Raw genomic sequence first — 26085 nt, forward strand, 5'->3', positions numbered from 1 at the left:
GCGCGAAGCGACTCGGATTACCATCCGGTCCATGCCCCCTTCATCGATCGTGTGGTTCCGGGATGACCTGCGCCTCGCCGACAACCCCGCTCTGCGCGCGGCGCTCGACCGCGATGAGCCGGTGATCGGCCTCTACGTCCTCGACGAGGAGTCCGACGGCATCCGTCCCCTCGGCGGTGCGAGCCGATGGTGGCTGCACCACTCGCTCGCATCGCTCGACGCACGGCTGCGGGAACGCGGCGGCTCGCTGGTGCTGCGGCGCGGACGGGCCGGGCGCGTGGTCCGTGAGGCGGTGGCGGATGCCGGGGCCACCGCGGTGTTCTGGAACCGGCGATACGGCGGCGCCGAGCGCGAGGTCGATGCCGATCTCAAGGGCGCGCTGCGGGTCGAGGGCGTCGAAGCTGCGTCATTCGCGGCATCCGTTCTCTTCGAGCCGTGGACCGTGAAGACCGGCGCGGGAACGCACTTCTCCGTTTTCACGCCGTTCTGGCGCGCCTGCCTCGCCCTGCCCGCGCCGCGCGCGCCGCTGCCCGAGCCGCGCGAGATCCCGGGAGCGCGGTCAGCGATCGCCTCGGACCGGCTCGCCGACTGGGGTCTGCTGCCGCACGATCCGGACTGGGCGGGCGGCCTGCGCGAGAGATGGGAGCCCGGCGAGCCGGCGGCACGGCGTCGACTGCGGGAGTTCCTGCGCGACGACCTCGACGGCTACGACAGGGCGCGCGACGAACCCGCGGCGGGTGCGACATCGCTCATGTCACCGCGACTGCGGTGGGGCGAGGTGAGCCCTCACACGATCTGGCACGAGGCCGTCGAGGCCGGCGGCGGCGGGCGCTTCCTGTCGGAGCTCGGCTGGCGCGAGTTCGCGTGGCACACGCTGTTCCACGCACCCGATCTGGCGACGAAGAACCTCCGTCCCGAGTTCGACGCGTTCCCGTGGCCGCATCTTCGCCCATCGCATCTGACGTCGTGGCAGCAGGGTCGCACGGGCATCGCGCTGGTCGACGCCGGCATGCGCGAGCTCTGGCAGACCGGATACATGCACAATCGCGTGCGGATGGTGACGGCATCCTTCCTCATCAAGAACCTGCTCATCGACTGGCGACGGGGCGAGCAGTGGTTCTGGGACACCCTGGTCGATGCGGATGTCGCCAACAACCCGTTCAACTGGCAATGGGTGGCGGGCTCGGGCGCCGATGCCGCGCCGTACTTCCGGATCTTCAACCCCGAGCTGCAGGCGCAGAAGTTCGACCCGCGCGGTGAGTACATCGCGCACTGGGCTCCGGAGTACCGCGACGACGCGAGCGCGGCACCGCCCGAGCCGATCGTGGACCTGGGCGAAACCCGCAGGGCGGCGTTGGACGCCTACGAGCAGGTCAAGCGCGCGTCGCGCGCGTAGGTCACGTCACGGAGGTGCGAGCACCCATGGTTCCGGGGGCTGGCCCCCGTGTGCCGCGTCCCAGCCCGACCTAGTCTCGTGGTGACTCGAACGACAGGAACCCCATGACTCAGCCCACCCAGACCGACCAGCCCCAGCCGTGGTCCGGTCAGCCCGCACCGCAGCCCGCACCGCCGTACGGCGTGCCCCCGCAATACGCGTCGACGCCTCAATACCCGGCGGCGCCTCACTATGCGGCCGCCGCGCCGCAGCAGCTCAGCCCCAAGTCTTGGCTGGCGACCCTCCTGCTCTCGATCTTCCTGGGCGAATTCGGCATCGACCGGTTCTACCTCGGCAAGATCGGCACAGGGATCCTCAAGCTCGTCACATTCGGTGGTTTCGGCATCTGGTGGGCGATCGACATCATCCTGATCATCGCCGGCGTGATGACGGACAAGCAGGAGCGGGTCGTCAAGTACCAGGGCTGACGACGCGGAATAGACCGGATGCCGGTGGCTGTTGGCTTCTGTGATGTCCAGCTCCTCTCCCGTTCCGGCCCTTTCCGTTCTCGACCTCGTGCCGGTGCGCTCCGGTCAGACCAGCGCGCAGGCGGTCGCGGCATCCCTCGACCTCGCGGCGCGAGCCGATCTGCTCGGCTACCGCCGGTATTGGTTCGCCGAGCACCACAACATGCCCGCAGTCGCGTCGACGACCCCTCCGGTCCTGGTCGCGGCCGCGGCGGCGCGCACCGAGCGCATCCGCGTCGGATCGGGCGGCGTCATGCTGCCCAATCACTCCCCGCTCGTGGTCGCGGAGCAGTTCGCCGCCCTGGAGGCGCTCGCGCCGGGGCGCGTCGACCTCGGAATCGGACGCGCGCCCGGCTCTGACCCCGTGATCACGCAGCTGCTCCGGCAGAGCGGCACGACGAGCGACGTCGAGCGGTTCCCCGACCACATCCGCGACATCCTGTCTCTCATCTCGCCCGAAGGTGCGAGCGTGCGGTTCACGAGCGGCGGCACCTACGACGTTCATGCGACCCCGGCGGCGACGGGGGCTCCCGAGGTGTGGCTGCTCGGCTCGAGCGACTACTCGGCACAGCTGGCCGCGGCGCTCGGCCTGCCGTATGTGTTCGCGAATCACTTCTCGGGCCAGGGGCTCGAGCAGGCGCTGGACCTGTATCGGTCGGGGTTCCAGCCGACCGAGGCCCATCCCGCACCGGTCACGTTCCTCACGGTGAACGCGATCGCCGCGCCCACGGCCGAGGAGGCCGAGGCACGCTCGCTGCCGAATCAGCGCATGATGGCGCGCCTGCGGATGAGCCGGCCGCTCATCCCGGTCGAGACGGTCGAGCAGGCGATCGCCGGCGCGGACGAGTTCGACAGCCTCGCCGAGTCGATCATGTCGTCGGCTCGCGCGAACTGGTTCGTGGGCACGGGCGATTCGGTCGCCGCAGAGCTCGCGGCGTTCGCCGCGCAGCACGGGGTCGACGAGGTGATGCTGTCGCCGATCGCGGGTGCCTACGACGACGAGCCGATGGATGCCGCAGCCGGCCGGGCGCAGACGCTCGAGCTGCTGGCCGCCGCCGCGGTTCCGGTGGCCTGACCCTTCGGTCCCTGAGCCCGACGCATCCGTCCCTGAGCCGACGCATCGGTCCCTGAGCCGACGCATCGGTCCCTGAGCGAAGCATCGGTCCCTGAGCCGAAGCATCGGTCCCTGAGCGAAGCATCGGTCCCTGAGCGAAGCATCGGTCCCTGAGCGAAGCATCGGTCCCTGAGCGAAGCATCGGTCCCTGAGCCTGTCGAAGGGCCGATGCGAGACGCCGGACGCCTCGACAAGCTCAGCGACGTGCGGGACCTGGCTACTGCAGGATCGCCTTCGCGGGAGTGAACTCGATGAGGGCGGTGTAGCGCCCGGCCATCGATTCGGTCGTGATGCCGAGACGCTGCAGCCATTCGTCGTACTTCGCGGTGTATTCGGCCTCGATGCGGTCGAGCCACTCGGATGACGGCTCGGGTGAGATGGCGGCGGTCCCGCGCAGGATCGTCCACTGCTCGCCGTCGTCGCCCGACTCGAGGTGGAAGATCACCCGGTCGTTCTCCCGCAGGTTGCGCACCTTCACGCTGCCCGGCTCGCTCATGATCAGCGCTCGCCCGTCACGCCAGAGGAACCAGATCGGCACGGAGTGCGGAAAGCCGTCGCGGCCGATCGTGCCGAACCACGCGACCTGCTCACTCTCGAGCCGCGCCAGCGCGCGGGCGTGCTTCTCGTCAGCGGGATCGAAGATGAAGGGGTCGACGACGAAGGTCACGTCACTCCTGCGGCTCACCGCTGAGGAGGCCCCGCAGCCAGTCGCGCGCCTCGACGAACACGTCGTCGGAGTAGCGCTCGGGGTAGTGCACCAGCGCTCGGTCGGCCCGGGGGTACGAGCCGAGGAAGACGACCTTCGGGCTGAACCGCCGAAGGCCGAGAAGCGCGTCGGCCATCCGCTCGTTCTCGATGTGCCCGTCGGCGTCGATCACGAACCGGTACCTGCCCAGCGCATCTCCGATCGGGCGAGATGCGAGGAGCGAGAGGTTGATGCCGCGCGTGGCGAACTGCTCCAGCATCTCGAGCAGTGCCCCGGGGTGGTCGTCGGGCAGCTCGGCGATGAGCGAGGTCTTGTCGGCGCCCGTCGGCGGAGGCGCTGCGACCGTGCGGCTGACCAGCACGAACCGGGTCACGGCGTTCGGGTTGTCGCCGATGTCCGACGCGAGGAGTTCGAGCTCGTGGTGCTCGAGGATTCCGGGCGGGGCGATCGCGGCATCCGCATCGCTCGTTCCGTCGATGAGGCCGACGGCGCTCGCGACGTTGCTCGAGGCGGGCACGTGCGCGTGGGCCGGAAGGGTGGAGGTGAGCCACTGCAGGCACTGGGCATATGCCACCGGATGCGCCGACACGAGTGACACGTCCTCGAGCTTCGTGCCGGGCCGGCCGACGAGCACGAACTCCACGGGAACGAGGTACTCGCCGACGATCCGGAGCCCGGGCATCGTCGCGAGCGCGTCCTGGGCGGTCGAGACGCCGCCGTCGACGGAGTTCTCGATCGCGATCATCGCGGCGTCCGATCGGCCCGCGACGACATCGGCGAGGGCCTCACCCACATTGCGGACGGGCCGCCACTGCTGTCCCCACGCCTCGGGCACCTGCCCGAGCGCCGTTTCGGTGAAGGTGCCGGCCGGTCCCAGATAGCTGTAGGTGCGTCGGGCGGCCGCGGCATCCGTCATGCGTGTCAGCCTACCGGCGGGCGCGGGGGCCGGATCGCCGCCGCCGAATGCGTCGCGACGAGTGCCCTTCAGCCCGAAAAGCGGCAGACTGAACGCATGACCACGCGTGCCGGACTCCCCGCAGAAGCCTCCGACCTGATCGACGTCGACGAGCTGATCAGTGCCTACTACGACCGGGTGCCGGATCCCTCGGTGCCCGAGCAGCGCGTTGCGTTCGGCACGAGCGGTCACCGCGGATCATCGCTGTCGTCGAGCTTCAATGAGGTGCACATTCTCGCGACCACCCAGGCGATCGTGGACTACCGGAACGCCGAGGGCATCCACGGGCCGCTGTTCCTCGGGCGCGACACGCACGGCCTGTCGCTTCCCGCCGAGCGCAGCGCCATCGAGGTCCTCATCGCGAACGGCGTGGACGTCCGTGTCGACTCGCGCGATTCGTGGGTGCCGACCCCGGCCCTCAGCCACGCGATCCTCACCTACAACAAGGGCCGGGCGCTCGACGATCCGGGCCGGTCCGACGGGATCGTCGTCACGCCGAGCCACAATCCGCCGCGCGACGGCGGCTTCAAGTACAACCCGCCGAACGGCGGACCGGCCGACACCGATGCCACGAGCTGGATCGCGGATCGCGCCAACGAGCTGATCGCGGCGGGGCTCGAAGGAGTCTCCCGAACCCCGTACAAGGACCTGGACGGCGACGCGCTGGGCGACTACGACTTCCGCGACGCGTATGTGCGCGATCTCTCGAACATCATCGACGTCGACGCGATCCGCAGCGCCGGGGTGCGCATCGGCGCCGACCCGCTCGGTGGGGCATCCGTCGAGTACTGGGACCTGATCGCCCAGGTGCACGGTCTCGACCTCACGGTCGTGAACCCGGATGTCGACCCGACCTGGAAGTTCATGACCCTCGACTGGGACGAGAAGATCCGGATGGATCCGTCGTCGCCCTCGGCGATGGCGTCGCTGGTGGCACGGCGCGACGAGTACGACATCCTGACGGGCAATGACGCGGACGCGGACCGCCATGGCATCGTCACCCCGGATGCGGGGCTCATGAACCCGAACCACTACCTCGCCGTCGCGATCGACTATCTGTACTCCCACCGGCCCGACTGGCCGGCGGATGCCGCGGTGGGCAAGACCCTCGTCTCGTCGATGATCATCGACCGGGTCGTGGGTTCGCTCGGGCGCAAGCTGCTCGAGGTGCCGGTCGGCTTCAAGTGGTTCGTGCCCGGCCTGCTGGACGGCTCGGTCGCCTTCGGCGGCGAGGAGTCCGCGGGTGCGTCGTTCCTGCGAAAGGACGGCACGGTGTGGACGACCGACAAGGACGGCCTCCTGCTGTGCCTGCTGGCCGCCGAGATCCTGGCCGTCACGGGCAAGACCCCGTCGCAGCGGTATGCCGAGCTCGAGGCCGAGTTCGGCGCATCCGCCTATCAGCGCGTGGATGCCCCGGCGACGCCCGCCCAGAAGGCGGCGCTGGGCAAGCTCTCACCGGATGCCGTCACCGCGACCGAACTCGCCGGCGAGCCGATCACGGCGAAGCTTTCGCACGCGCCGGGCAACGGCGCGGCGATCGGTGGGCTCAAGGTCACGACCGAGAACGCATGGTTCGCCGCCCGGCCGTCCGGCACCGAGGACGTCTACAAGCTCTACGCGGAGTCGCTGCGCGGCCCCGAGCACCTCGCTCAGGTGCAGGAGGAGGCGCGCGCCGTGGTGTCGGCGGCGCTCGGCGAGGCCTGACTTCCCGCCCCAGCGGTCCGCGAGATCACATGTTCTCGACGAGACCACGTGTCGTTGTACGCACTGCGATGTGACCTCGCCGCGAGCATGTGATCTCGGTGGGAAGGGCGGCGTCACCCGAGCGGGAGCAGGGCGCTCCACGCTTGGCGCCGGGCAGCGCGCGGGTCGGACTCGACCCGGTCACGGTCCGCGATGATCAGGGTGAGGCGCTCATGCTCGACGTAGCGCGGCCACCAATCGGGGGGCGCGCCGGCGGCGGCGAAGTCGATCCAGGCGTCGCGCATCCGCTCGCCCGCGTTGCTGAACACCTTCCGGCCGCCGAGGGACGTCATCCGACGGGCCAGGGGCGCGTCCGTCTGCTCGAACAGCGCGAACATCTCGAGGCCGTGCGTGGCATCCAGTCCCGCCCACCTCATCAGGCGCGGCGCGACGTCGAAGCGGTAGAAGTACACCGGCGCATAGCGGGAGTGGCGCTCCGCGACCGCGACGCACGGGTACCAGAAGGCGTAGTCGCCACCGAAGTCAGGTGCGAGCGCGCCGCCTGGAAGACCGGGGTACGCGCGGGCGATCAGATCCCGAGACTCCGCAGTCCCCCGTGCCAGGACTGCCTCGATCCTCGATGCCGACCGAGGCAGGATGTCGATCCGCTTTCGGAAGATCGTGCCCTCGCGGTCGTTCGTCCCGATGATGAGCGGAACGCGGTGCGCGGTCCCGTCGGCGAACGCGGCGATCGGATGTCGCGGCACCAGCCGCCCGTCGATCACCGGCGCCAGGCAGAACGCTCCGGGATACTCGTCCGGCGTCCGCGCCTGGAGGATGAGCGCAGCGTTCACCATCGTGCCGGCATCCGTCGTCGTGAGCAGCCGAACAGTCTGAGCGACCGTCAGCGGCTGGCGGGTGCCGCTCGCAGGCAGCGTCACCATGCCCGGCCCGATGCCCGTGCCGGTGCGACCACGCAGGATCTCGACGAACTGAGCCGCCCACTCGGCGGCGACGTCACGCGAGTACACGGCGTTGGGAGGAGCGCTCTGCGCGATCGCCCGCGCGAACAGACCCCGCGCCGAGGCCGTCGCCATCAGTGTCGTCACGGCGTTCCCGCCCGCCGATTCGCCGAAGATCGTCACGCGATCGGGGTCTCCTCCGAAGGCCCGGATGTTGCGCCGCACCCAGCGGAGGGCTGCGACTTGATCGCGCAGACCGAGATTCGAGTCGATCGGGCGCCGCGGCGTCGAGTAGCGCGAGAAGTCCAGGTAACCGAGTGCGCCGAGTCGATAGTTGAAGCTGACGTACACGACCGCGCCGGTGCGCACGAAGTTGCGTCCCTGTCCGCTGAAGTCCTGCGAAGACCCGACGCTGTAGCCGCCGCCGTGGATGAACACCATGACGGGCAGCAACGGTCCGCCGGCCGATGCCGACGTCGGGGAGACCACGTTGACGGTCAGGCAGTCCTCGCCGGAGGGCACATCCGGGCCCACGCCGGTGAACTGTCCTTTGTACGCCTGCGGGGCGACCCGGCCGAACACTGCGGCATCCCGAACGCCCTGCCACGGAACCACCCGTCGGGGAGCACGGAAGCGCAGTCGCCCGACGGGCGGCGCCGCGTAAGGGATGCCGCGCCACGCGACGGTGGCTCCTTCACGGACGCCGCGCACGACGCCGCCCGTGACGCGCACGTCCAGCGATCCCTCCACAATCCCTGTCTACGCCTCGGATCATCGGCACGACATAGGGGGTTGCGCTCTCGACCGGCACGTGCTCCAACCTCGTCGCGCGGCAGCCGCTTACGGCCGGGACACGCCGCGTCGCCCGACCAGCGCGCGGCGTGTCGCGTCCGTAACCGATCAGCCGGACGCCGGCGTCGCGACGAGCAGCTCGGTCGCCACCGGAAGCTCCCACGCATTCGGGCCGGATGCCAGGGTGTAACCGCCGGGCTGCACACGCAATGCGCCGGCGTGGACCCAGTCGTCCGGGGCTCCGGGGAGGCGCACCGCGTCGTCCCACACCGCGAGACGCGCCACCGGGAACTCCACCTCCACGTCGCGGCTCGCGCCGGGCGCGAGGCGCACGCGGCGATAGCCGACCAGCAGGCGCCGCGGCGTCGGGATGGGCAGGGCCTCTCGCGGCACCACGTAGAGCTGGACCAGCTCTTCGACATCGCGATCGCCGACGTTGCGCACCCGCACGACCGCCCGCACCGTCTGATCGTGCGCGCCGGGCACGAATCCGGCGTGCCGGTGGGTCGCCGGTGCGGCATGGGCCTCGGCCTCGAGCGTGACCGACTCGTACACGACACTCCCGTACGTGCAGCCGTGACCGAACGCGAACCGCGGCGGCTCGGGCTGGTGGCGGTACGTCGCACCCTGGCGGAGCGTGTCGTAGTCGAAGAGGTCGCCCGCCTGCTCCTGAGTGGCCGGCCAGCTCTGCGCGAGGCGGCCGACGGGCTCGCGGTCGCCCGAAAGCACGTCGACGATGCCGTGCCCGAGTTCCTGACCGCCGTGGCTGGACCACACGACGGTCTCGGCATCCGCCACCCCTTCGCCGAGCACGTACGGATAGCTCGAGACGATCGCGAGGATCGACCGGGGATTCGCGTCGCGCGCCGCGCGCCACAGCTTCGCCGCCGAGTCCGGCAGCAGCAGGTGCGGGCGATCCTCGGTCTCGCGACCTGAGAGGTGCGGGTCGTTGCCGACCGCGACGATGACGACGTCGGCGCGGGCGGCAGCCTCGGCGACGGCGTCGATGCCCGTCCGGATCGCGCGGATGCGGAATCGTTCGGCCCCCTCGAGGGTCACCGCTTCGGCGGCCAGCAGGCCCGAGTCGCGCATCACCCGCACCCAGCGGCCCGAACCGAGGTGCAGCAGCGACCACGTCCCGTCGTCGTGCACGTGACGGCGGAAGCTCTCCTGCACCACCCAGCCGCCGACGCGCTCGGCGTCGGCGCGCATCGGCCACGCCCCGCCGGTGAGCAGGCGCCCACTCGCATGCGAACGGAGGGTCAGGATGCCGTCACCCCAATCGGTGACGTCGAACCGCGTCGCCTCACCTGCCGCGCCTTCGCTGTCGCCGCCTTCCGCCGGCGCGCTGGCCTCGACGGTCCCGCCGTCTTCGGCGACGACGACGGCGAGGCCGTTGGAGGATGCCCGCAGCGTGATGGTGTCGGCGCCCGTCACGACCTGGACGTCGGGGTAGCGCTCGGCGAGCGCCGCGCCGATGCCGATCGAGTAGGGCGGCGTTCCCGCGTACCAGTCGGTGAGGACGAGGTCGGCGAGCGGTCCGACGACCGCCACGCTCGAGGGCTCAGCGAGGGGCAGCACCCCGGAGTCGTTGCGCAGCACGACCACCGAGCGTGCCACGGCCTCTCGTGCGAGCACGCGGGACGCGGGCAGGTCGATCGCGTCGGAGCCGATCCGTCGGTACGGGTCGCCGTTGCCGTCGAACTCGCCGGTGCGGATCCGCAGCTCCAGCAGATGCATCACTGCGCGGTCGATGTCGTCGGTCGTCAGCAGACCCGCGGCGAGCGCCTCGTCAAGGTACCCGATCGTCGGGGCGGAGTCGGCGTCGTTGTCGGTGAACGAGTCGAGACCCGAGCGCACGAGTGCCGCGGTGGCAGCGACGTGGTCGGCGTGAGCGCGCTGCGTCGTGACGAGGAAGGTCGGGGCACCGGCATCCGACACCACGGCGATCGAGCCGTCCGCCCAGGATCGGGCCTCGGCGACGAGTTCGGGCTGGGTGTGCGCGGGCAACCCGTTGACGCGGTTGTAGGCGAGCATCATGCCCCCGGCGACCTGCGCCTCGATCGCCCCGCGGAACGCCGGGAGCTCCTCCTCGTGCAGGGTCCGCAGCGACAGGTTCGAGTCGGTCACCGAGCGGTCGGTCTCGTTGTTGTAGCCCAGGAAATGCTTGAGCGCGGGCACCGTCCGCCACACGCGCGGGTGGTGACCACGCAGACCGCGCGAGTACGCCGTGCCGAAGTGCGCGGTGAGGTGCGGGTCCTCCGAGTACCCCTCCTCGTTGCGTCCCCATGCCGGGTGGCGGAGAGTGTTCACGACCGGAGCCCACACATTGAGGCTCACCATCGGGTTCTCGGCGTGCTTCGCACGCACCTCGACTGCGGTGACCTCGCCGACCCGCTCGATGAGGTCGGCGTCCCACGTCGCGGCGAGCCCGACCGGCTGCGGGAAGACCGTCGCCCTGCCGAGCCACGCAGCACCGTGGAGCGCCTCGCACCCGGTGTGGAACGGGGCGACCCCCAGCCGCTCGATGGCGGGCGCCGCCTGATGCAGCATCGCGACGCGCTCGTCCGGAGTCAGCCGATCGAGCAGATCCCGCGCACGCTCGGCGATCGGCTGATCGATCCGGCGGAACGCCGGGACCGTCGACTCATTCACCGCGTCGCCTCCTCGACCTCGATGCGGATGTCGCCCGCCCCCTCGGCGCGCGCCACCTGATCGCCGACGTGGAGCGACCACGGCGCGTGCGCGTCATCCGATCGCGCGGTGATCACGCCGCCCTCGCGGCGAACGCGGAACGTCGTCGCGCGCTGCCCCGCCGGTCCGGGCACCGTCGTCACGGCGTCGAACCCCTCGGGCAGCTCGAAGCAGTGGAGCGCGACCCCAGCGGCCCAGTCGTAGTCGGGACGCTCCGACACCGCCCCGAGCGGAAGCACTGTGCCGGGACGCACCCGCAGCGGCACCGAGTCGTAGCCGTGCCGCTCCGTCACCCACCGGCGTCCGTCGGCCACCGAGCCGTCCAGCAGCGAGGTCCATCTGCCCTCGGGGAGGTAGTACTCGACACTGCCGTCGGCGGTGAACACCGGTGCGACCAGGAGCGCGTCTCCGAGCAGATACTGGCAGTCGGCATCGAAGGTGGAGCGATCTTCGGGGAACTCGAGCACGAGCGGGCGCATCATCGGGATGCCGCACGCGTGCGCCTCCTCGGCGACTCGCGCCAGGTAGGGCATGAGGCGCATCTTGAGTCGGGTGAACTCGCGGGCGATGTCGACCGCCTCGTCGTCGAACGCCCACGGAACGCGGACCGAAGACGAGCCGTGCAGCCGAGAGTGCGACGACAGCAGCCCGAACGCGAGCCAGCGCTTGAACACCCCGGGATCGGGGGTGCCCTCGAAGCCGCCGATGTCGTGACTCCAGTAGCCGAAGCCCGACATCGCGAGCGAGAGACCCCCGCGCAAAGACTCCGCCATCGAGAGGAACGTCGAGTCGTTGTCGCCGCCCCAGTGCACCGGGAACTGCTGGGATCCGGCCGTCGCGGAGCGCGCGAACACCACGGCCTCACCCTGGCCCCGGTGCCGCTCGAGCGCACGGAAGACGACCTCGTTGTACAGCTTCGAGTAGAAGTTGTGCATGCGCTTCGGGTCGGAACCGTCGTGCCACACGACGCCCTCGACCGGGATCCGCTCGCCGAAATCGGTCTTGAACGCGTCGATGCCCTGGTCCATCAATCCCTGCAGCTTCGCGATGTACCAGTCTCGTGCCGCGGGGTTGGTGAAGTCGACGAGCCCCATGCCGGCCTGCCACATGTCCCACTGCCACACGCTGCCGTCGGTGCGCTTGAGGAGATAGCCGTTCTCCGCCGCCTCCCGGAACAGACCGGATCGCTGGGCGATGTACGGGTTGATCCACACCGAGACCTTCACCCCCCGCTGGTGGAGCCGCGAGATCTGGCCGACCGGATCGTGGAACGCGCGCGCATCCCATTCGAAGTCCGACCACTGGAATTCGCGCATCCAGAAGCAGTCGTAGTGGAAGACGCTCAGCGGGATGTCGCGCTCGGCCATGCCGTTGACGAACGCGTTGACGGTGTCTTCGTCGTAGCTCGCCGTGAACGACGTCGTGAGCCAGAGTCCGAACGACCAGGCGGGCACGCGGGCCGGGCGGCCGGTGAGGGCCGTGTAGCGGCGCAGGACATCTTTCGGCTCCGGGCCCGCGATCACGTAATACTCGAGGGATTCGCCTTCGACGGAGAACTGGACGCGCGAGTTGACCTCGCTCGCGACTTCGAAGGAGACGTTCGCGGGGTTGTCGACGAAGACGCCGTAACCGCGGCTGGTGACGTAGAACGGAACGTTCTTGTACGCCTGCTCGCTCGAGGTCCCGCCATCGGCGTTCCACGAGTCGACGACCTGGCCGTTCTTCACGAACGCTCCGAAGCGCTCACCGAGCCCGTACACGCGCTCGCCAGGCTCGATCGTGAGCTGCTGGTGGACCCAGGTCTCGTCGAGTGCGCCCGCACGCGTGACATGACCGACCGAGCGCGGGAGCGAGGTGGTGAGCGACCGACCGTGGCTCTCGAAGTCCACCCGCCATGGTCCGGAGCGTGCGACACGCGCGCGAAGGGGTCCGGACTCGATGGTCCCGGATGCGTCGTCGAGCTGGATCGCGGGCCTGAAGCCTTCGGCGCCGAAGATCTCGAAGTCCGGACCGTGCTCGACAGCGCCGGAGTGGCGCTCGACGCGGACCTTGATCACGCCCGGCATGGGAGCCGAGAAGGTGACCGTCAGCATCGCCCGGTTGAGAGTGTCGCCCCGATCGCGGACCACCCCCGTCGGCGCGAAAACCGTCATCGTGCCGGCATCGTCGTCACGACGGATGTCGTCGACCTCGACCGCATACAGCGGCGCCAGCCCGGGCCGGGTGAGCCAGTAGCCATCGGTGAATTTCACTCTGCGTGCCTTCCGACCTCTTCATCGCGGTATCGAAGCGCTTCAACACCGAGACGATATACTACGCGTGTGAGGATGTCTACGCAGGGTTGCGTCGACGAAGCAGAGCGGAGTACCCCATGGTGACGATCGCGGATGTCGCACAGGCGGCGGGCGTGTCGATCTCGACGGTGTCGTACGTGATGAGCGGAAAGCGGGCGATCTCGCAGGAGACGCGCGTCCGCGTCGAGCACGCCATCGACAAGCTCGGCTTCAGCCCTCACGCGGGTGCGCGCTCGCTCGCTTCGCGCTCGACCAACGTGATCGGCCTGCAGGCGCCGCTGCGGTCCGGCGTGGATGTGCACGTCGTGATGCAGATCGTGACGGGAGTCGTGACGCAGGCGCGCAAGCACGGCTACGACATCCTGCTGCTCGCCAGCGACGATGCCAAGGCGCTCGAGCGGGCCGCCAGGGCTTCGATGGTGGATGCGCTGCTGGTGATGGATGTCGAATCCGACGATCCCCGCATCGACACGCTCACGGGACTCGAGCATCCGAGCGTGCTGATCGGCCTGCCTGCCGGCCGCCGCGCCATCCCGTGCGTCGACTTCGACTTCGAAGCGGCGGGCTGGCTGGCTGTCGATCGCCTCGTGGCGCTGGGACACCGCCGACTCGCGCTCATCGGATCGCCGCCCGAGGTGATGGCGCGGCACACGTCGTACGCCGACCGCCTGGCTCGCGGGTTCCTCGCCGCCTGCGAGGCGAGCGGTGTGGTCGGGACGGTGCACCCCTGCCCGAGCAGCGCCGACGCCATCGACACGGTCGAGGCCGTCGTCGCCGGCGACCCGGCGATCACCGGCTTCTTCGTCCACAACGAGGGCGCCCTGCCGCATGTCGCCGCGCGCCTGGTGGAACTCGGCCGCACTGGCGCCCAGCCGCTCTCGATCGTCGCGCTGTGCCCCGACGACGTCGCCCGGTCGGTTCCGGGGTTGGCCGACAGCATCGCGGTGCCCGCCGAGGCCATCGGCGCCGCCGCGACCGACATGATCTGCGAGATCCTCGCCAAGGCCGCCAAGCCGACGGTACGGCTGCTGCCCCCCGCACTGACGGGCAACGCGTCGACCACTCGGAAGTGATTCACCGCCCATGCGAATCGACCCCGAGAATCGCGTCGCCCAGGGGCTGACGGGCTTCCTGGCCTTCGTCGCGCTCAACATCATCTTCCTGCTCCTGTGTATCCCGGTGATCACGATCGGGGCGGCCACGAGCGCGCTGTACGAGGTCATGATCCGCTTCTCCGATGAGGAGAAGGGACGCCCGTTGAAGGACTACTTCCCCGCGTTCCGCCGCAACTTCGTCCGCGCCACGCTGCTGTCGCTGTGCCTGCTGCCACCGGTCGTCCTGCTCGCGTTCAGCGGCGTGTTCTGGTTCGCCGACAGCAGTCCGCTGGCGGGCGCTGCCGGCGCCCTCGCGCTCCTCGGCGCCACGTATCTGTTTGCCGCCTTCCTCTACGGCATGGCGCAGGTCGCCTACTTCCGGGTGGGGTTCGGACAGACCCTCAAGAACGCGCTGCTGCTGCCTCCCGCCGAGCCGGTTCGCACTCTCGGCATCCTGATCTTCCCCGTCACGGCCGTATGCCTCACGATCGTCTTCCCCCCGTTCGTGATCCTGCTGCTGACCATCGGCTTCTCGGTCGGCGCGTACGCGACCGCCTTCCTGTTCCGGAGCGTCTTCGCCCGCCACCAGTCCTGAGCCGGTCGCCGGAAGACGCAGCAGCACCGGATGCCGGCATCCGCCACCCGTGAAGGGCACCGGATGCGGGCATCCGGTGCCCTTCACTCGTCGGCAGGTCAGCCCGCGAACTCCTCGGTCACCGCGACACGAGCGTCGTTCTGCTCCTTCGCGTTGGCCATGTCGACGTCGAGGACCTTGTCGAATCCCAGACCGTTCGCCGTCTCGATGAGCTCGTCGAGGAGGGACTCGAACTGCGAGTCGCTCTCGGCGAAGACCATCTGCCACGAGTACTGCTTGATGATGTCCTTCACCTGGTTGCGCAGCGTCTCGGTCTCGGAGTCGTCCGCCGGCGCCGTGTAGCTGGCACCCGGGGCGACGAGGAGCTGTTCGTTGTCTTCCAGGTATCCCATGGTGGAGGTGGCGTCACCCATGTTCGCCGACCAGTCCTCGGTCAGCGTGTTCGCGACCGTCGCCTGGTAGGTCGGCCAGAACGTGTAGCTGTACGGGAACCCGGTCGCGGGATCGACGTCGATCGGCAGCACGGACGTCGTGTTCAGCGCGCTGACGCCGTCGGCGTAGGCGCCGCCGCCCCACTCCTCGGGCACGGTCGCGCCGCCCTCGAGGAACGCCTCCTTGCCGAGGTCGGTCAGCTCGGGCTCGCCCGCGTCGTTGACCTCCCACGTCAGGCCTTCGGGGCCTGCCGAGCCCATGGTCTGGCTGCTGTTCGCGTACGCACCCTCGGGAGAGTAGAGCCAGTCGATGAACGCGGCCATCCGCTCCGGGTCCTCGGCCTTGGAGCCGATCGCGAACACCTGCTTGCCGCCGTAGGCCTCGGCGCCGTACGAGAAGATCGACTGGTCCGCGAGCGGGACCATTTCGAAGCCCTTGCCGTCTGCCATGTTCTGCTCGGTGTTGTAGGCGGACTGCCCGAGCCACGGCCACCACGAGAACAGCACCTGCCCGTTCTGGAACTTCGAGAACAGCGTGTCGTAGTTCTGCGTGGTCGACTCGGGGTCGACGAGACCCAGCTGGTTCGCCTCGTAGTAGAGGCGCAGGTTGCGGATGTACTCGCCATCCGGGTCGAGGATGCTCTGGTAGTCCGAGCCGTCGGCCTTCGCGAGGACGAAGCCGATCTCGTCATAGCCGTAGAAGCACGCCGGCTGCTTGGCCGTCACCATCATGTTGCCGTCCCAGTCCTTGAACAGCGAGAAGGCGTACACAGGCTGGCCGTTGTCGGCAGTCGGGTTGAGCTCCTGCATGTCCGCGAGGACGGGGAGGAGATCCTCCAGCGTGCCGATCTCGGGGTAGCCGAGCTCCTTGTAGAGGTCCCAGCGCACGAACGGTCCGAACGTGGGGTTCAAGCCCTCCGACGGCTCGGTGGGCTGGAGCGACGAGACCGACGTCGGGAAGCCGTAGATGCCGCCGCTGTCTTCGTTCAGGCGCTCCACCGCCTTGTCGAAGGACGCGAGGCTGTCCATCGCCGGGTAGTAGTCGGCTGCGTCGAGGACGAGCCCGCCGGCGATCAGCTCATCGAGCTTCTCGCCCTTGTCGGTCACGATCAAGTCGCCGAGCTCGCCTGCCGAGACACGGGTGTTGTACAGCGTGTCGCCGCCTCCGGCGACGTTGGGGGCGATGATGTTCAGCTTCATGTTGAACTTCTTTTTGACGATGTCGGCGAACCAGCCCTGCTGGACTCCCATGTAGTTCGCCAGTCCGTCGAAGACATCGACGGTGATCTCCTCGTCCCACGACGAGGGGAACTCCTCGCTCGCGGTCGTCTTCTCGCCGCCGCCGCCCGTGCACGAGGCCAGCGAGCTCGCGGCGAGGATCACCGCTGCCGCCAGGGCCACCTTCTTTGTGAGCTTCATTGCATTCCTTTCTGGTGGGTTGTGGTCGCCATCAGCCCTTGACGGCGCCCAGCATGATGCCCTTCACGAAGAAGCGCTGGAACAGGGGGTACACGAAGATGATCGGCAGCACGACGAGCACCGAGACCGTCATCCGGATCGACGTCGGCGTCTGCGTCGTCGCCTCGCCGGCGATCTGGCCGAGGTTGCCGCCGGCGTCCTGCGCGGCCTGGGCGAGGCTCGACGCCTGGTTGATGAACATGTAGAGCAGGTACTGCAGCGTGTACAGGCTCTGGTCCGTGATGTAGATGAGCGTGTCCTGGAAGCTGTTCCACTGCGTCACCGCCGAGAAGATCGCGATGGTCGCGAGGATCGGCGTCATGTTGGGCAGGTAGACGCGGAAGAAGACCTGCACGATGTTCGCGCCATCCATCTCGGCGGCTTCCTGGAGCTCTCGCGGCATCGACTCGACATAGGTCTTGGCGAGGATGATGTTGAACGGCTGGACGATGAACGGAAGCACGTAGACCCAGAAGTTGTTGGTCAGCCCGAGCGTCTTCATGATGATGAACACCGGGATGAGGCCGGCGCTGAAGTACATCGTGATGATGAGGAATCGGTACCAGAACTTCCTTCCCCACATGCGCGTCTGGGTGAACATGAACCCGAGGAACGCCGATGCGAGAACCGTCAGCACCGTGCCGATGACCGTTCGCCCGATGCTCACCGCGGTGGCGATAGGCAAGCCCGGCAGCTGGAACACCTGCTCGTAGTTGGAGAGGTGGAATCCGATCGGCCAGAGGCGGACATCTCCCAGCGCCGAGACGTCGTTGGCACTCACCGAGTTGATGATCAGGTAGTAGAACGGGTAGGCGCAGATCAGCGCGAACAGCAGGAACAGCGCGTAGTTCGCGATGCGGAACAGCACGTCGCCGACCGTGGGGCGCGGCGGCGGGGCGGGGACCGGCGTCGCCGTGAGGAGGGTCTGGGTGGTCGTCATCCTGTGCCTCTCAGACGATCGATTCGCCGCGGACGCGCTTCGAGACCGCGTTGACGGTGAGCAGCAGAGCGACCGAGATGATGCTCTTGAGCATTCCGATCACGGTCGCGAGCGACAGGTTGTTGCCGGTCATGCCGACGTTGTAGACGTACAGGTCGAGGACCTGGATGTACTCCTTGTTGAAGGCGTTCTGGAAGACGTAGTACTGCTCCATCCCGTTGTTGAGGATGTTCGCGATCGACAGCAGCAGGAGCACCAGGTAGGTGGGCATCAGCTGCGGGACGGTGATGTACCACATCGTCTGGAAGCGGCCGGCACCGTCGATCCGCGCTGATTCGTAGAGCGACTGGTCGACACCGGCGATCGCGGCGAGGTAGATGATCGCGCCCCAGCCGAGCCCCTTCCAGATGCTCCAGAGAGTCATCGTGAGCCACACGTTCTGGTCGGTGTCGAGGAACTTGAGCGGTGCCGTCACGAGCCCCGCATCCATCAACACGTCGTTGACGAGCCCTGAGCTCGAGAACAGCGAGAACGCGATCATGTAGACGAGCACCCACGAGATGAAGTTCGGCAGCGCGGTCAGCGTCTGGACCGAGCTGCGGAACCACGGCGCGCGCACCTCGTTCAGGAAGATCGCGAAAGCCAGCGGCAGCACGGAGGTCGCGATTCCGAGGAAGCTGATCGCGAGCGTGTTGACCAGCACCTGCCCGATCTGCGCCATCTGCGCCGGCGAGCCGACGAGCATCTGGAACCACTGCAGTCCGACGAACTCGCTCCCCGCGAGACCGAGCGCGGGCTTGTAGTCGTACAGCGTGTAGATCCACCCGTAGAGCGGCAGATACGAGAAGAGGAACGCGAGCACGAGGAACGGGAGGATGCAGAGGAACAGCGTGAAGGAGGTGCGTCCCCCTGCGGGCGTGAATCGCCTCCCGCGGCGCCGCTTCGACTGATGCGACAGGTTGCCCATCGCCGCTTCCTGCAGGACGACCTGCGACTGCGCCTGCGTCGTCATGAGAACGCGATCCGCGGCTCGGCGACGTCGACGGATGCGCGCGGGTGGGACGGATGCCGCTCCATGTCACTCCTTCGTGTACGTGGGTGTCGACGATTCGAGGATCGTCGACCTTTCGTCTGTCCGTCGAAGCGCTTCGATTTCGAACCGCTTCGATTGCGAGGGTAAGCGCTCTTCCCCCAGTTCGTCAAATAGTCGTTGGTAACGCCCAGGTAACGATCGGCCAGCCCGCACCGTTTACGGACGGGACGCGCCACGCCGCCCGGCCCGCGCGCGGCGTGTCGCGTCCGTAACCGATCAGGTGCGCCGAGACGAGGTGCGTCACGGCTCACCAGCGCGCATCGGGCCAGCCCTCGGCATCCCAGGTCAACGGAAAGAGCGCCAGCTGGAAGGCACCGTCCAGACGCCGGTCGTAGTAGTGCACCGCAAGCGTGCCGTCGGCGATCGACTGCCCGCCCGGCCCGACGTGGACGTCGCCGTCGGTATCGAGCACGGGAGTGCCGCCGCCGTTCAGCAGCGGGACGCCGTCGCGATCGACGTAGGGACCGGTGACGTCATCGGCGCGGCCGACCATCACGTGGTACGTGCTGTCGAGCGCCTGGCAGCACGAGTCGAACGAGACGAACAGGAAGTAGTCGCCGTCGTGTTCCACGATGTACGGCGCCTCGACGGCATTCGGCGGCACGCCGCGGTCGGCGAGTCGCAGCGGCTCAGCGGCATCCGCGCGCGTTCCCTGCGGCCACTCCAGCGGAACCATGCGGATGCCGCTCCAGAACGAGCCGAACGCCATCCACGGCTCGCCTGATTCGTCCACGACCACGCCAGGATCGATCGCGTTGTAGTCGTCGCCCTTCGTGGAGGCGACGACCTGGCCCTGATCGACCCACTCGTACTCTGCGTCATCCGGGTCGAGGGTCGTGTTCGTGGCGAGCGCGATGACCGACGCGTTCGAGCCGAAGGTGGATGCCGAGTAGTAGAGGTACCACGTGCCCTCGTGCTCGATCAGCTCCGGCGCCCAGAGGTTCGAGACGCCGGGCACCGACTCGCCGAGCCACGCAGGTTTGTCGTCCCACACCTCGCCTCGGTAGCGCCAGGTGGTTCCGTCAGTGGAGGACCGGATCTGGATGTTGCCGTCGCCCGTGCTCGCATTTCCCGTCGAATACACGTACTGCTCGTCGCCCGACACGGCGTACGCGGGGTCATGGACCGCGAGGTCGCCGCTGAGCTCACGGGCTCCCCCGCCCGCGCACGCCGTGAGCAGGGCCAGCGCGCCCGCCATCGCGAGCCCCGCCATGCTGCGCCCGACCGACCGCGCACCCCACCGGTTACGGACGCGACACGCCGCTTCGCCCGGCGAGCGCGCGGCGTGTCGCGTCCGTAACCGATGGGGGTGCGGGGTGGAGGACATCAGGCGCCGAGCGAGATCGCCGTCCACGAGACCGGGGGCAGGGTCACCGTCAGCCGGCCACCGTCGATCGACGCGGTCTCGTTCGGCGTGAGCCCGACGCGCTCGGGGTCGTCGAGCGTGTTCGTCGCCGAGCGGTCGTCATCCCACAGCGACACCGACTCCTTCACCGTGAGGCCGGCGAGCGCCGAGATGTCGACACTCACCTCGTGCGCATCGGTCTGGTCGCGGTTCACGAGGAACAGCGCGACAGCGCCGGTCTCGGCGTCGTGGGTGGCGACGGCATCCAGCACGGGCACCTCGCCGTAGACCTCGGTCTTGTACACTGGCGACTCGAGGCGCACCTCGAGCGATGAGCCCACCGCGAGACGCGAAGTGGTCGCGAAGGGGAAGAACGTCGTCTGCTTCCACGCGATGCCGCCGGGCTCGGTCATGATCGGAGCGATCACGTTCACGAGCTGCGCGAGCGACGCGCTCGTCACCCGGTCGGCGTGCTTGAGCAGCGAGATCAGCAGATTGCCGAAGACGACGGCATCCGCCACCGAGTACGCGTCTTCGAGAAGGCGCGGCGCCACCGGCCAGTTGTCGACGCCTTCGATCTTGTCGACGCCGTGGTAGCGGTCGATGTACCAGACGTTCCACTCGTCGAACGAGATGTCGATCTTCTTGGTGCTTCCCTTGACGGCTCCGACGTGGTCGGCCGTCGCGACCACGGTCTCGATGAAGTGGTCCATGTCGACCGCCGACGCGAGGAAGCTGCCGAGGTCGCCGTTCTTCTCCTCGTAGTAGGCGTGGCACGAGATGTAGTCCACGTCGTCGTACGTGTGGGTCAGTACGACGCGCTCCCACTCGCCGAAGGTCGGCATGTGCGCACTGGACGAGCCGCACACAACGAGTTCGAGCTCCGGGTCGACCTGGCGCAGCGCCTTGGCGGTCTGCGACGCGATCTTGCCGTAGTCGTCGGCCGAGCGGTGGCCCAGCTGCCACGGGCCGTCCATCTCGTTGCCGAGGCACCACATCCGCACGTCGAAGGGTTCGGCGTGGCCGTTGGCCACACGCTGATCCGACAACGCCGTGCCGCCCCCGATGTTCGAGTACTCGAGAAGGTCGAGCGCCTCGAGCGTGCCGCGCGTGCCGAGGTTGACGGCGAGCATGAGCTCACTGCCGACCTTCTCGAGCCAGCCCGAGAACTCGTGCAGCCCGACCTCGTTCGTCTCGGTCGAGTGCCATGCGAGATCGAGCCGGCGCGGTCGCTGGTCGCGAGGACCCACGCTGTCCTCCCAGCGGAAGCCCGAGACGAAGTTGCCGCCCGGGTAGCGGATGGCCGAGACGCCGAGCTCGTTCACCAGGTCGATGACGTCCTGGCGGAAGCCCTCGGCGTCGGCGGTGGAGTGTCCGGGCTCGTAGATGCCGTCGTAGACACAGCGACCCAGGTGCTCGACGAACGAGCCGAACAGGCGGCGGTTGATCGGCCCGACGGCGAAGCGAGGGTCGATGGTGAGGGCAGCAGGCATGGTGGTCCTTCGTGTCCGGTGCGGATACAGGTCGTGGGGTCGAGGAGCGAGGGAGGAGCTGCTACTTGAGGCTTCCGAGGGCGAGTCCGCCCTGCCAGTAGCGCTGCAGGAAGAGGAACGACAGGAGGAGCGGCAGGACCGAGATGAACGAGCCCGTCGTGATCAGGTTCCACACCTGCTCGCCGCCGGCTCCGGCGTTGGAGAGCGCCGTCCAGCGGTTGAGCCCCACCGTCACCGGCAGCAGCTGCTCGTTCGTCAGCACGGCGAGAGGCAGGAAGAAGTTGTTCCAGGTGCCGACGACCGAGAGCAGCAGCACCGTGACGATGGCGGGCCGCAGCAGCGGCAGTGCGACCTGGAAGAACGTGCGGATCTCGCCCGCGCCGTCGATCCGGGCGGCTTCGAGCATCTCGTCGGGCACGGCATCCTGCGTGTAGACCCGCATCAGGTAGACGCCGAACGGACTCAACAGCGACGGCAGGATGACGGCCCACGGCGTGTTGATGATGCCGTACTGGCTGAGCAGGATGAACGTCGGGATGACGAGAGCCGTCAGCGGCACCATGACCGAGCCGAGGATGATCGTGAAGAGCGCCGAACGGCCGCGGAAGCGGTACTTGGCGAAGCCGTAGCCGGCCAGGATGGCGAGGATCGTGGCGCCGATGCCGCCGGCGAACGCGTAGATGAACGAGTTGCCGAGCCAGCGCCAGTAGATGCCGCCCTGCTGGGCGAACAGACCCGCGACGTTCTCGAAGAACGCGAAGTTGTCGGCGAACCAGAAGGCAGGGCTCGAGAACAGTCCGGGCGTGGTCTTCGTCGCGGCGACGAACAGCCACCAGATCGGGATGACGAAGTAGATCGCGAGGATGACGAGCAGCACGTGCGAGCCGATTCGGCGCCGGCCGCTGCGCTTGCCCTTTCCGCGAGCGCTCCGGTCCTCGTGCGGGGCGATCCCGGCGGTGGTGCGGGGATCCTCGGGTACGACGAAGGTGGCCATCACTTGAGTCCGCTCTGCTTGCGAGTCAGGAAGAGGAAGACGAACGACCCCGCGAACACGAGGATGCCGAGCGAGAAGGCGATCGTCGAGGCGTAGTTGAACTGGCTGTACGAGAACGCCAGCGAGTACGCGTACATGTTCGGCGTGTACGCCGCGTCGATGGCGCCCTGCGCGATGTTGCGCAGGACCACCGGCTCGGTGAAGAACTGGAGGGTTCCGATGAGCGCGAAGGTGATAACCATGACCATGGAGGACGAGATCATCGGGATCTTGATCCGCAGCGCCGTCTGGAGCCCGTTCGCACCGTCGATGCGGGCGGCTTCGTAGATCGCCGGATCGATCGATCGGAGCGCGGCGTAGATCACGATCATGTAGTAGCCCGACCACTGCCACGTCACGATGTTGACGAGGCTGTAGAAGACCGTGCCGGATGCGAGGAAGTCCGGTGCCGGAAGTCCGAAGAGCTCGAAGAGCGTGCCGGCCGGCCCGAACCGCGGGCTGTAGAGGAAGCTCCACATCAGGGCGCCGATCACGACCGGGATCGCGTACGGCGCGAAGATCAGCAGGCGCGAAGCCTTCGAGAGCCACGAGACGAGCGAGTCGAGGATGAGTGCGGCGACGAGCGCCACGATCAGCTGCGCTGGGATCATGACGACCGCGAACGCGGCGACACGCAGCAGACCCTCGAGGAACAGCGGATCGGTGAATGCCTTGATGTAGTTTCCGATGCCCGAGAACTGGGTTCCGGTCGCGAGACCCGTCGTGAACAGGCTCATGCCGAACGCGTAGAACAGCGGGAAGATCAGGAACAGCGAGAAGACGACGAGGAACGGGCTCACGTAGAGCCATCCCCAGCGCTGGTGGCGCGCGTCGAGTTTCGATCGACGCTCGCGCGGTGCACGACCCGCGGGAGCGGTGATCGTGGCGGTTGCGGTCATGATGCGCTCTCTTCTTCGAGGGGCGGATGCCGGCGGCCGGCCGTCGGCGCGGCCACCGGCATCCATCGGGATTACTTCAGGGTGAAGCCCTGCTCGGTGGCGTACTTCTCGAGTGACGTCTGGAGGTCGTCGAGAGCGGTCGAGGAGTCCTTCTCGCCCTGCACCATCGCGTACAGCTGCTCGGTGAGCTGGTCGTATGCGTAGTTCTGGAACGGGCTGAAGGTGAAGCCGGTATAGGCGGATGCGGCGGGGAGGAACACGTCCTTGTTGATCTGCTGACCGTCGAAGAACGGGTACTCGAGGTCACGGAAGTAGTCCGACTCGAGGATCGGCTTCCACAGCGGGAACAGCGCCGCCTGCTCGATTCCGATCTTCCAGGCCTCCTCGGTGCCGAAGATCTCCTTCGCCACCGTGGCCGAGAGCTCGGGGTCCTTGGCCTGGCTCGTCACGGCGAACGTCGAGCCGCCCCAGTTGATCGCCACCGGGTTGTCGGGGTCCCACTGCGGGACCGGTGCCGCCTTCCACTTCGCGTCCGGGTCGGCATCCGACAGACCACCGAGGTAGCCGGGGCCCCACGCCGCCGCGACATACACGGCGTACGAACCGTCGACGAGCTTCGTGTTGTAGTCGGCGGTGAAGGCGTCGTCGGTCGCGACGAGCTCCTTGTCGACCAGGTCCTCCCAGTACGCCAGCACACCCTTCGCGCCATCGTCGTTCACGTCGATGCCGATCTCGGTGGGGTTCGCGTTGTCGTACTCGAACGGCACCGAACCGGCCTGGGCGAACAGCGCCTGGTTGTACGCGCGGCCGTTCGTCGGGAAGTCGACGAGGACTCCGGGGGCACCGGCATCCTTCAGCTGCTGCGCGGCGTCGGCGAACTCGTCCCATGTGGTCGGCACCGTGATGCCGTACTCGTCGAAGATGTCCTCGCGGTAGAGCATGCCCATCGGGCCGCCGTCGACCGGGATCGCGTAGACCGCGTCGCCGCTCGAGACGTCCTTCCAGGCGCCTTCGGAGTAGTTGGTCTTGACGTCGTCGGCACCGTACTCGGTGAGGTCGACGAGCGCCTTGCGGATCGCGAAGCTCGAGAGCACCTCGGACTCGAGCATGATCACGTCCGGCGCGCCGGACCCCGCCTCGATCGCCGTGGAGAACTTCGTGTACTCGTCGTTGCCCTGTCCGGCGTTCGTCCAGCACACCTGGACATCGTCGTGGGTCTCGTTGAACAGGTCGACGACCGGCTCGAAGGCGGGATACCAGGCCCAGACGCTCACCTGGGGCGCGTCTGCGACCTTGATCTCGTTGGTGCAGCCGGCTTCGGGCTCTGCCGAACCGCCTGACGAGCAGCCGGTCAGGATCGCTGCGGCCATGGCCGCGACGCCTGTCGCTGCGAGGAGCTTTCTCTTCATTGGGGGGCTCGTTTCTCTCGCGGTGTGGGACACCGTTGTCTGCGTGCGATCTGTGCAACGCTCCGCGATGCCGCAAGCCTCTGGCATTCGGAGCGATTTACAACGTTGTAGGTAAACGTTGTAAACGGCATCATGCCCGACAGGGTCCAGCCCTGTCAAGGGTCGTTACGAAAGCGACGTCGACTCGCGCTCGACGATCCGGAACTGCGCGAGATGCAGGCGCGGGGGCTGGGGCTCGTCGCCATTCGCGGCGATCCGCTCCATGAGCGACCGCACCGCGACCGTGGCGATCTCGCTCCGGCCGGGGTTCACGGTGGTGAGGCTCGGGAGCGAATACATCGCCTCGTCGAGGTCGTCCCAGCCGATCACCTGCACATCGTGCGGGATGCGGTACCCCGCCTCCTGCAGCACGCGCATCGCGCCCAGAGCGAGGGTGTCGTTGAGGCCGAACACCGCGTCGAACTCGACATCCCGTGCCAGCAGGTCGCGCATCGCGGTCGCGCCGTTCGCACGGTGCCACAGCGTCGTGAACGCGACGATCCGCTCGTCGTACGGGATGCCGGCCGCCTCGAGCGCCTCGAGATGCCCGCGCAGACGCAGGCCGGCGGAGCCGACGACTTCGCCCTCGTGCGCCCCGATGACGGCGATCCGACGGCGGCCGCGCTCGATCAGGTACTCGGTGGCCGCGCGCGCGGCATCCACGTTGCGCATCGTCACGTGATCGGTCGGCCCGTCGAAGATGCGCTCGCCGAGCAGCACGAGCGGATACGGCACGTCGAGGTGGGGCGCATCATCCATGCCCATGCCGAGCGGGCTGAAGATCAGCCCGTCGGTCATCTTGCGGCGGGGACTCGTGAGCAGCTGGAGCTCACGGTCACGGTCGCCTCCGGTCTGCTCGATGATGACGACCTGACCAACCCGCTCGGCGGCCTCGATGACCGAGTCGGCCAGCTCGGCGAAGTAGCTGAGACTCAGCTCGGGAAGAGCGAGGGCGATCGCACCGGTGCGCCCCGAGCGCAGGCTTCGCGCGGACAGATTCGGCTGATACCCGAGCTCGGCGATCGCCTCCATGACCCGCGCCCGGGTGTCGGGACGGATGTGGGGATAGTCGTTGATGACGTTCGACACCGTCTTGATCGAGACCCCCGCGGCTCGCGCGACGTCGTGCAGCGTGACCGACATGGCGCTCCTCC

20 protein-coding genes are annotated in these 26085 nt (G+C 68.2%); 6 read left to right on the forward strand and 14 right to left on the reverse strand.

Annotation, left to right across the window (positions count from 1 at the left end; genetic code table 11):
• The first annotated feature begins 31 nt into the window (after positions 1-31).
• The 3 genes from ABD188_RS02005 (at position 32) to ABD188_RS02015 (ending at position 2977) form a co-directional block, all read left to right on the forward strand.
• Positions 32-1396 (forward strand): cryptochrome/photolyase family protein, encoded by a 1365-nt coding sequence (locus tag ABD188_RS02005; protein ID WP_344058025.1) that lies wholly within the window; start codon positions 32-34, stop codon positions 1394-1396.
• Positions 1397-1500: 104 nt separating this feature from the next.
• Positions 1501-1863: a TM2 domain-containing protein gene (locus tag ABD188_RS02010; RefSeq protein ID WP_344058027.1), complete on the forward strand. Its 363-nt coding sequence runs from the start codon at positions 1501-1503 to the stop codon at positions 1861-1863.
• Between the two features lie 43 nt (positions 1864-1906).
• Positions 1907-2977, forward strand: a complete 1071-nt coding sequence (locus ABD188_RS02015) for an MsnO8 family LLM class oxidoreductase (RefSeq protein WP_344058029.1) — start codon at positions 1907-1909, stop codon at positions 2975-2977.
• Positions 2978-3233: 256 nt separating this feature from the next.
• Here ABD188_RS02015 and ABD188_RS02020 read toward each other — a convergent pair whose 3' ends face one another.
• Both ABD188_RS02020 and pheA read right to left on the reverse strand, forming a co-directional pair.
• Positions 3234-3683, reverse strand: coding sequence for a pyridoxamine 5'-phosphate oxidase family protein (locus tag ABD188_RS02020; RefSeq protein ID WP_344058031.1), 450 nt, complete (start codon positions 3681-3683; stop codon positions 3234-3236).
• A gap of 1 nt (position 3684) precedes the next feature.
• Positions 3685-4638 carry a prephenate dehydratase gene (pheA, locus tag ABD188_RS02025; RefSeq protein WP_344058033.1) on the reverse strand — a complete coding sequence of 318 codons (954 nt, stop codon included), beginning with the start codon at positions 4636-4638 and terminating at the stop codon, positions 3685-3687.
• 96 nt (positions 4639-4734) lie between these two features.
• Between pheA and pgm the strand changes: the two genes are divergently transcribed.
• A complete protein-coding gene (pgm, locus tag ABD188_RS02030) occupies positions 4735-6381 on the forward strand; it encodes a phosphoglucomutase (alpha-D-glucose-1,6-bisphosphate-dependent) (RefSeq protein WP_344058035.1) in 1647 nt (548 codons plus the stop codon).
• A 113-nt stretch (positions 6382-6494) separates the two neighbouring features.
• Here the strand turns inward: pgm and ABD188_RS02035 are convergent, their stop codons facing one another.
• From ABD188_RS02035 to yicI, 3 genes are all read right to left on the reverse strand, one after another.
• The gene (locus ABD188_RS02035) at positions 6495-8072 is read right to left on the reverse strand and encodes a carboxylesterase/lipase family protein (RefSeq protein ID WP_344058037.1); all 1578 of its coding nucleotides are present in this window, start codon (positions 8070-8072) and stop codon (positions 6495-6497) included.
• A gap of 150 nt (positions 8073-8222) precedes the next feature.
• Positions 8223-10769 carry a glycoside hydrolase family 3 C-terminal domain-containing protein gene (locus ABD188_RS02040; protein ID WP_344058038.1) on the reverse strand — a complete coding sequence of 849 codons (2547 nt, stop codon included), beginning with the start codon at positions 10767-10769 and terminating at the stop codon, positions 8223-8225.
• Positions 10766-13060: an alpha-xylosidase gene (gene yicI / locus ABD188_RS02045; RefSeq protein ID WP_344058040.1), complete on the reverse strand. Its 2295-nt coding sequence runs from the start codon at positions 13058-13060 to the stop codon at positions 10766-10768. The genes ABD188_RS02040 and yicI overlap by 4 nt, the downstream gene beginning before the upstream one ends.
• Before the next feature lie 119 nt (positions 13061-13179).
• Here yicI and ABD188_RS02050 point away from each other — a divergent pair, with 119 nt between their 5' ends.
• Complete coding sequence (locus ABD188_RS02050) at positions 13180-14175, forward strand: LacI family DNA-binding transcriptional regulator (protein ID WP_344058042.1); 996 nt, start codon at positions 13180-13182, stop codon at positions 14173-14175.
• A gap of 10 nt (positions 14176-14185) precedes the next feature.
• Positions 14186-14791 carry a DUF624 domain-containing protein gene (locus tag ABD188_RS02055; RefSeq protein ID WP_344058044.1) on the forward strand — a complete coding sequence of 202 codons (606 nt, stop codon included), beginning with the start codon at positions 14186-14188 and terminating at the stop codon, positions 14789-14791.
• Positions 14792-14889: 98 nt separating this feature from the next.
• Here ABD188_RS02055 and ABD188_RS02060 read toward each other — a convergent pair whose 3' ends face one another.
• The 9 genes from ABD188_RS02060 to ABD188_RS02100 form a co-directional block, all read right to left on the reverse strand.
• Complete coding sequence (locus ABD188_RS02060; RefSeq protein ID WP_344058046.1) at positions 14890-16641, reverse strand: type 2 periplasmic-binding domain-containing protein; 1752 nt, start codon at positions 16639-16641, stop codon at positions 14890-14892.
• A gap of 31 nt (positions 16642-16672) precedes the next feature.
• Positions 16673-17620, reverse strand: a complete 948-nt coding sequence (locus ABD188_RS02065; RefSeq protein WP_344058048.1) for a carbohydrate ABC transporter permease — start codon at positions 17618-17620, stop codon at positions 16673-16675.
• A gap of 10 nt (positions 17621-17630) precedes the next feature.
• The gene (locus ABD188_RS02070) at positions 17631-18632 is read right to left on the reverse strand and encodes an ABC transporter permease (RefSeq protein WP_344058050.1); all 1002 of its coding nucleotides are present in this window, start codon (positions 18630-18632) and stop codon (positions 17631-17633) included.
• A 328-nt stretch (positions 18633-18960) separates the two neighbouring features.
• Positions 18961-19911 carry an arabinan endo-1,5-alpha-L-arabinosidase gene (locus tag ABD188_RS02075; protein WP_344058052.1) on the reverse strand — a complete coding sequence of 317 codons (951 nt, stop codon included), beginning with the start codon at positions 19909-19911 and terminating at the stop codon, positions 18961-18963.
• A gap of 128 nt (positions 19912-20039) precedes the next feature.
• Complete coding sequence (arfA, locus tag ABD188_RS02080) at positions 20040-21551, reverse strand: arabinosylfuranosidase ArfA (protein ID WP_344058053.1); 1512 nt, start codon at positions 21549-21551, stop codon at positions 20040-20042.
• Between the two features lie 61 nt (positions 21552-21612).
• Positions 21613-22545 carry a carbohydrate ABC transporter permease gene (locus ABD188_RS02085; RefSeq protein WP_344058054.1) on the reverse strand — a complete coding sequence of 311 codons (933 nt, stop codon included), beginning with the start codon at positions 22543-22545 and terminating at the stop codon, positions 21613-21615.
• Positions 22545-23483: a carbohydrate ABC transporter permease gene (locus tag ABD188_RS02090; protein ID WP_344058056.1), complete on the reverse strand. Its 939-nt coding sequence runs from the start codon at positions 23481-23483 to the stop codon at positions 22545-22547. Before ABD188_RS02090 ends, ABD188_RS02085 begins: the two co-directional genes overlap by 1 nt.
• A 71-nt stretch (positions 23484-23554) precedes the next feature.
• Positions 23555-24892 carry an ABC transporter substrate-binding protein gene (locus tag ABD188_RS02095; RefSeq protein WP_344058058.1) on the reverse strand — a complete coding sequence of 446 codons (1338 nt, stop codon included), beginning with the start codon at positions 24890-24892 and terminating at the stop codon, positions 23555-23557.
• Positions 24893-25057: 165 nt separating this feature from the next.
• Positions 25058-26074: a LacI family DNA-binding transcriptional regulator gene (locus tag ABD188_RS02100; RefSeq protein WP_344058060.1), complete on the reverse strand. Its 1017-nt coding sequence runs from the start codon at positions 26072-26074 to the stop codon at positions 25058-25060.
• Positions 26075-26085 lie beyond the last annotated feature (11 nt).

Origin of the sequence: Microbacterium pumilum, assembly GCF_039530225.1 — a bacterium.
GTDB lineage: Bacteria > Actinomycetota > Actinomycetes > Actinomycetales > Microbacteriaceae > Microbacterium > Microbacterium pumilum.

Bases quoted from the DNA above. Each gene is read 5' to 3' on its own strand.
- ABD188_RS02005 (WP_344058025.1), top strand. From the start codon at position 32: ATGCCCCCTTCATCGATCGTGTGGTTCCGGGATGACCTGCGCCTCGCC.
- pgm (WP_344058035.1), top strand. From the start codon at position 4,735: ATGACCACGCGTGCCGGACTCCCCGCAGAAGCCTCCGACCTGATCGAC.
- ABD188_RS02055 (WP_344058044.1), top strand. From the start codon at position 14,186: ATGCGAATCGACCCCGAGAATCGCGTCGCCCAGGGGCTGACGGGCTTC.
- ABD188_RS02100 (WP_344058060.1), bottom strand. From the start codon at position 26,074: ATGTCGGTCACGCTGCACGACGTCGCGCGAGCCGCGGGGGTCTCGATC.
- ABD188_RS02060 (WP_344058046.1), bottom strand. From the start codon at position 16,641: ATGAAGCTCACAAAGAAGGTGGCCCTGGCGGCAGCGGTGATCCTCGCC.
- ABD188_RS02010 (WP_344058027.1), top strand. From the start codon at position 1,501: ATGACTCAGCCCACCCAGACCGACCAGCCCCAGCCGTGGTCCGGTCAG.
- ABD188_RS02075 (WP_344058052.1), bottom strand. From the start codon at position 19,911: ATGGCGGGCGCGCTGGCCCTGCTCACGGCGTGCGCGGGCGGGGGAGCC.
- ABD188_RS02065 (WP_344058048.1), bottom strand. From the start codon at position 17,620: ATGACGACCACCCAGACCCTCCTCACGGCGACGCCGGTCCCCGCCCCG.
- ABD188_RS02095 (WP_344058058.1), bottom strand. From the start codon at position 24,892: ATGAAGAGAAAGCTCCTCGCAGCGACAGGCGTCGCGGCCATGGCCGCA.
- ABD188_RS02050 (WP_344058042.1), top strand. From the start codon at position 13,180: ATGGTGACGATCGCGGATGTCGCACAGGCGGCGGGCGTGTCGATCTCG.
- pheA (WP_344058033.1), bottom strand. From the start codon at position 4,638: ATGACGGATGCCGCGGCCGCCCGACGCACCTACAGCTATCTGGGACCG.
- ABD188_RS02090 (WP_344058056.1), bottom strand. From the start codon at position 23,483: ATGACCGCAACCGCCACGATCACCGCTCCCGCGGGTCGTGCACCGCGC.
- arfA (WP_344058053.1), bottom strand. From the start codon at position 21,551: ATGCCTGCTGCCCTCACCATCGACCCTCGCTTCGCCGTCGGGCCGATC.
- ABD188_RS02015 (WP_344058029.1), top strand. From the start codon at position 1,907: ATGTCCAGCTCCTCTCCCGTTCCGGCCCTTTCCGTTCTCGACCTCGTG.
- ABD188_RS02085 (WP_344058054.1), bottom strand. From the start codon at position 22,545: ATGGCCACCTTCGTCGTACCCGAGGATCCCCGCACCACCGCCGGGATC.
- ABD188_RS02070 (WP_344058050.1), bottom strand. From the start codon at position 18,632: ATGACGACGCAGGCGCAGTCGCAGGTCGTCCTGCAGGAAGCGGCGATG.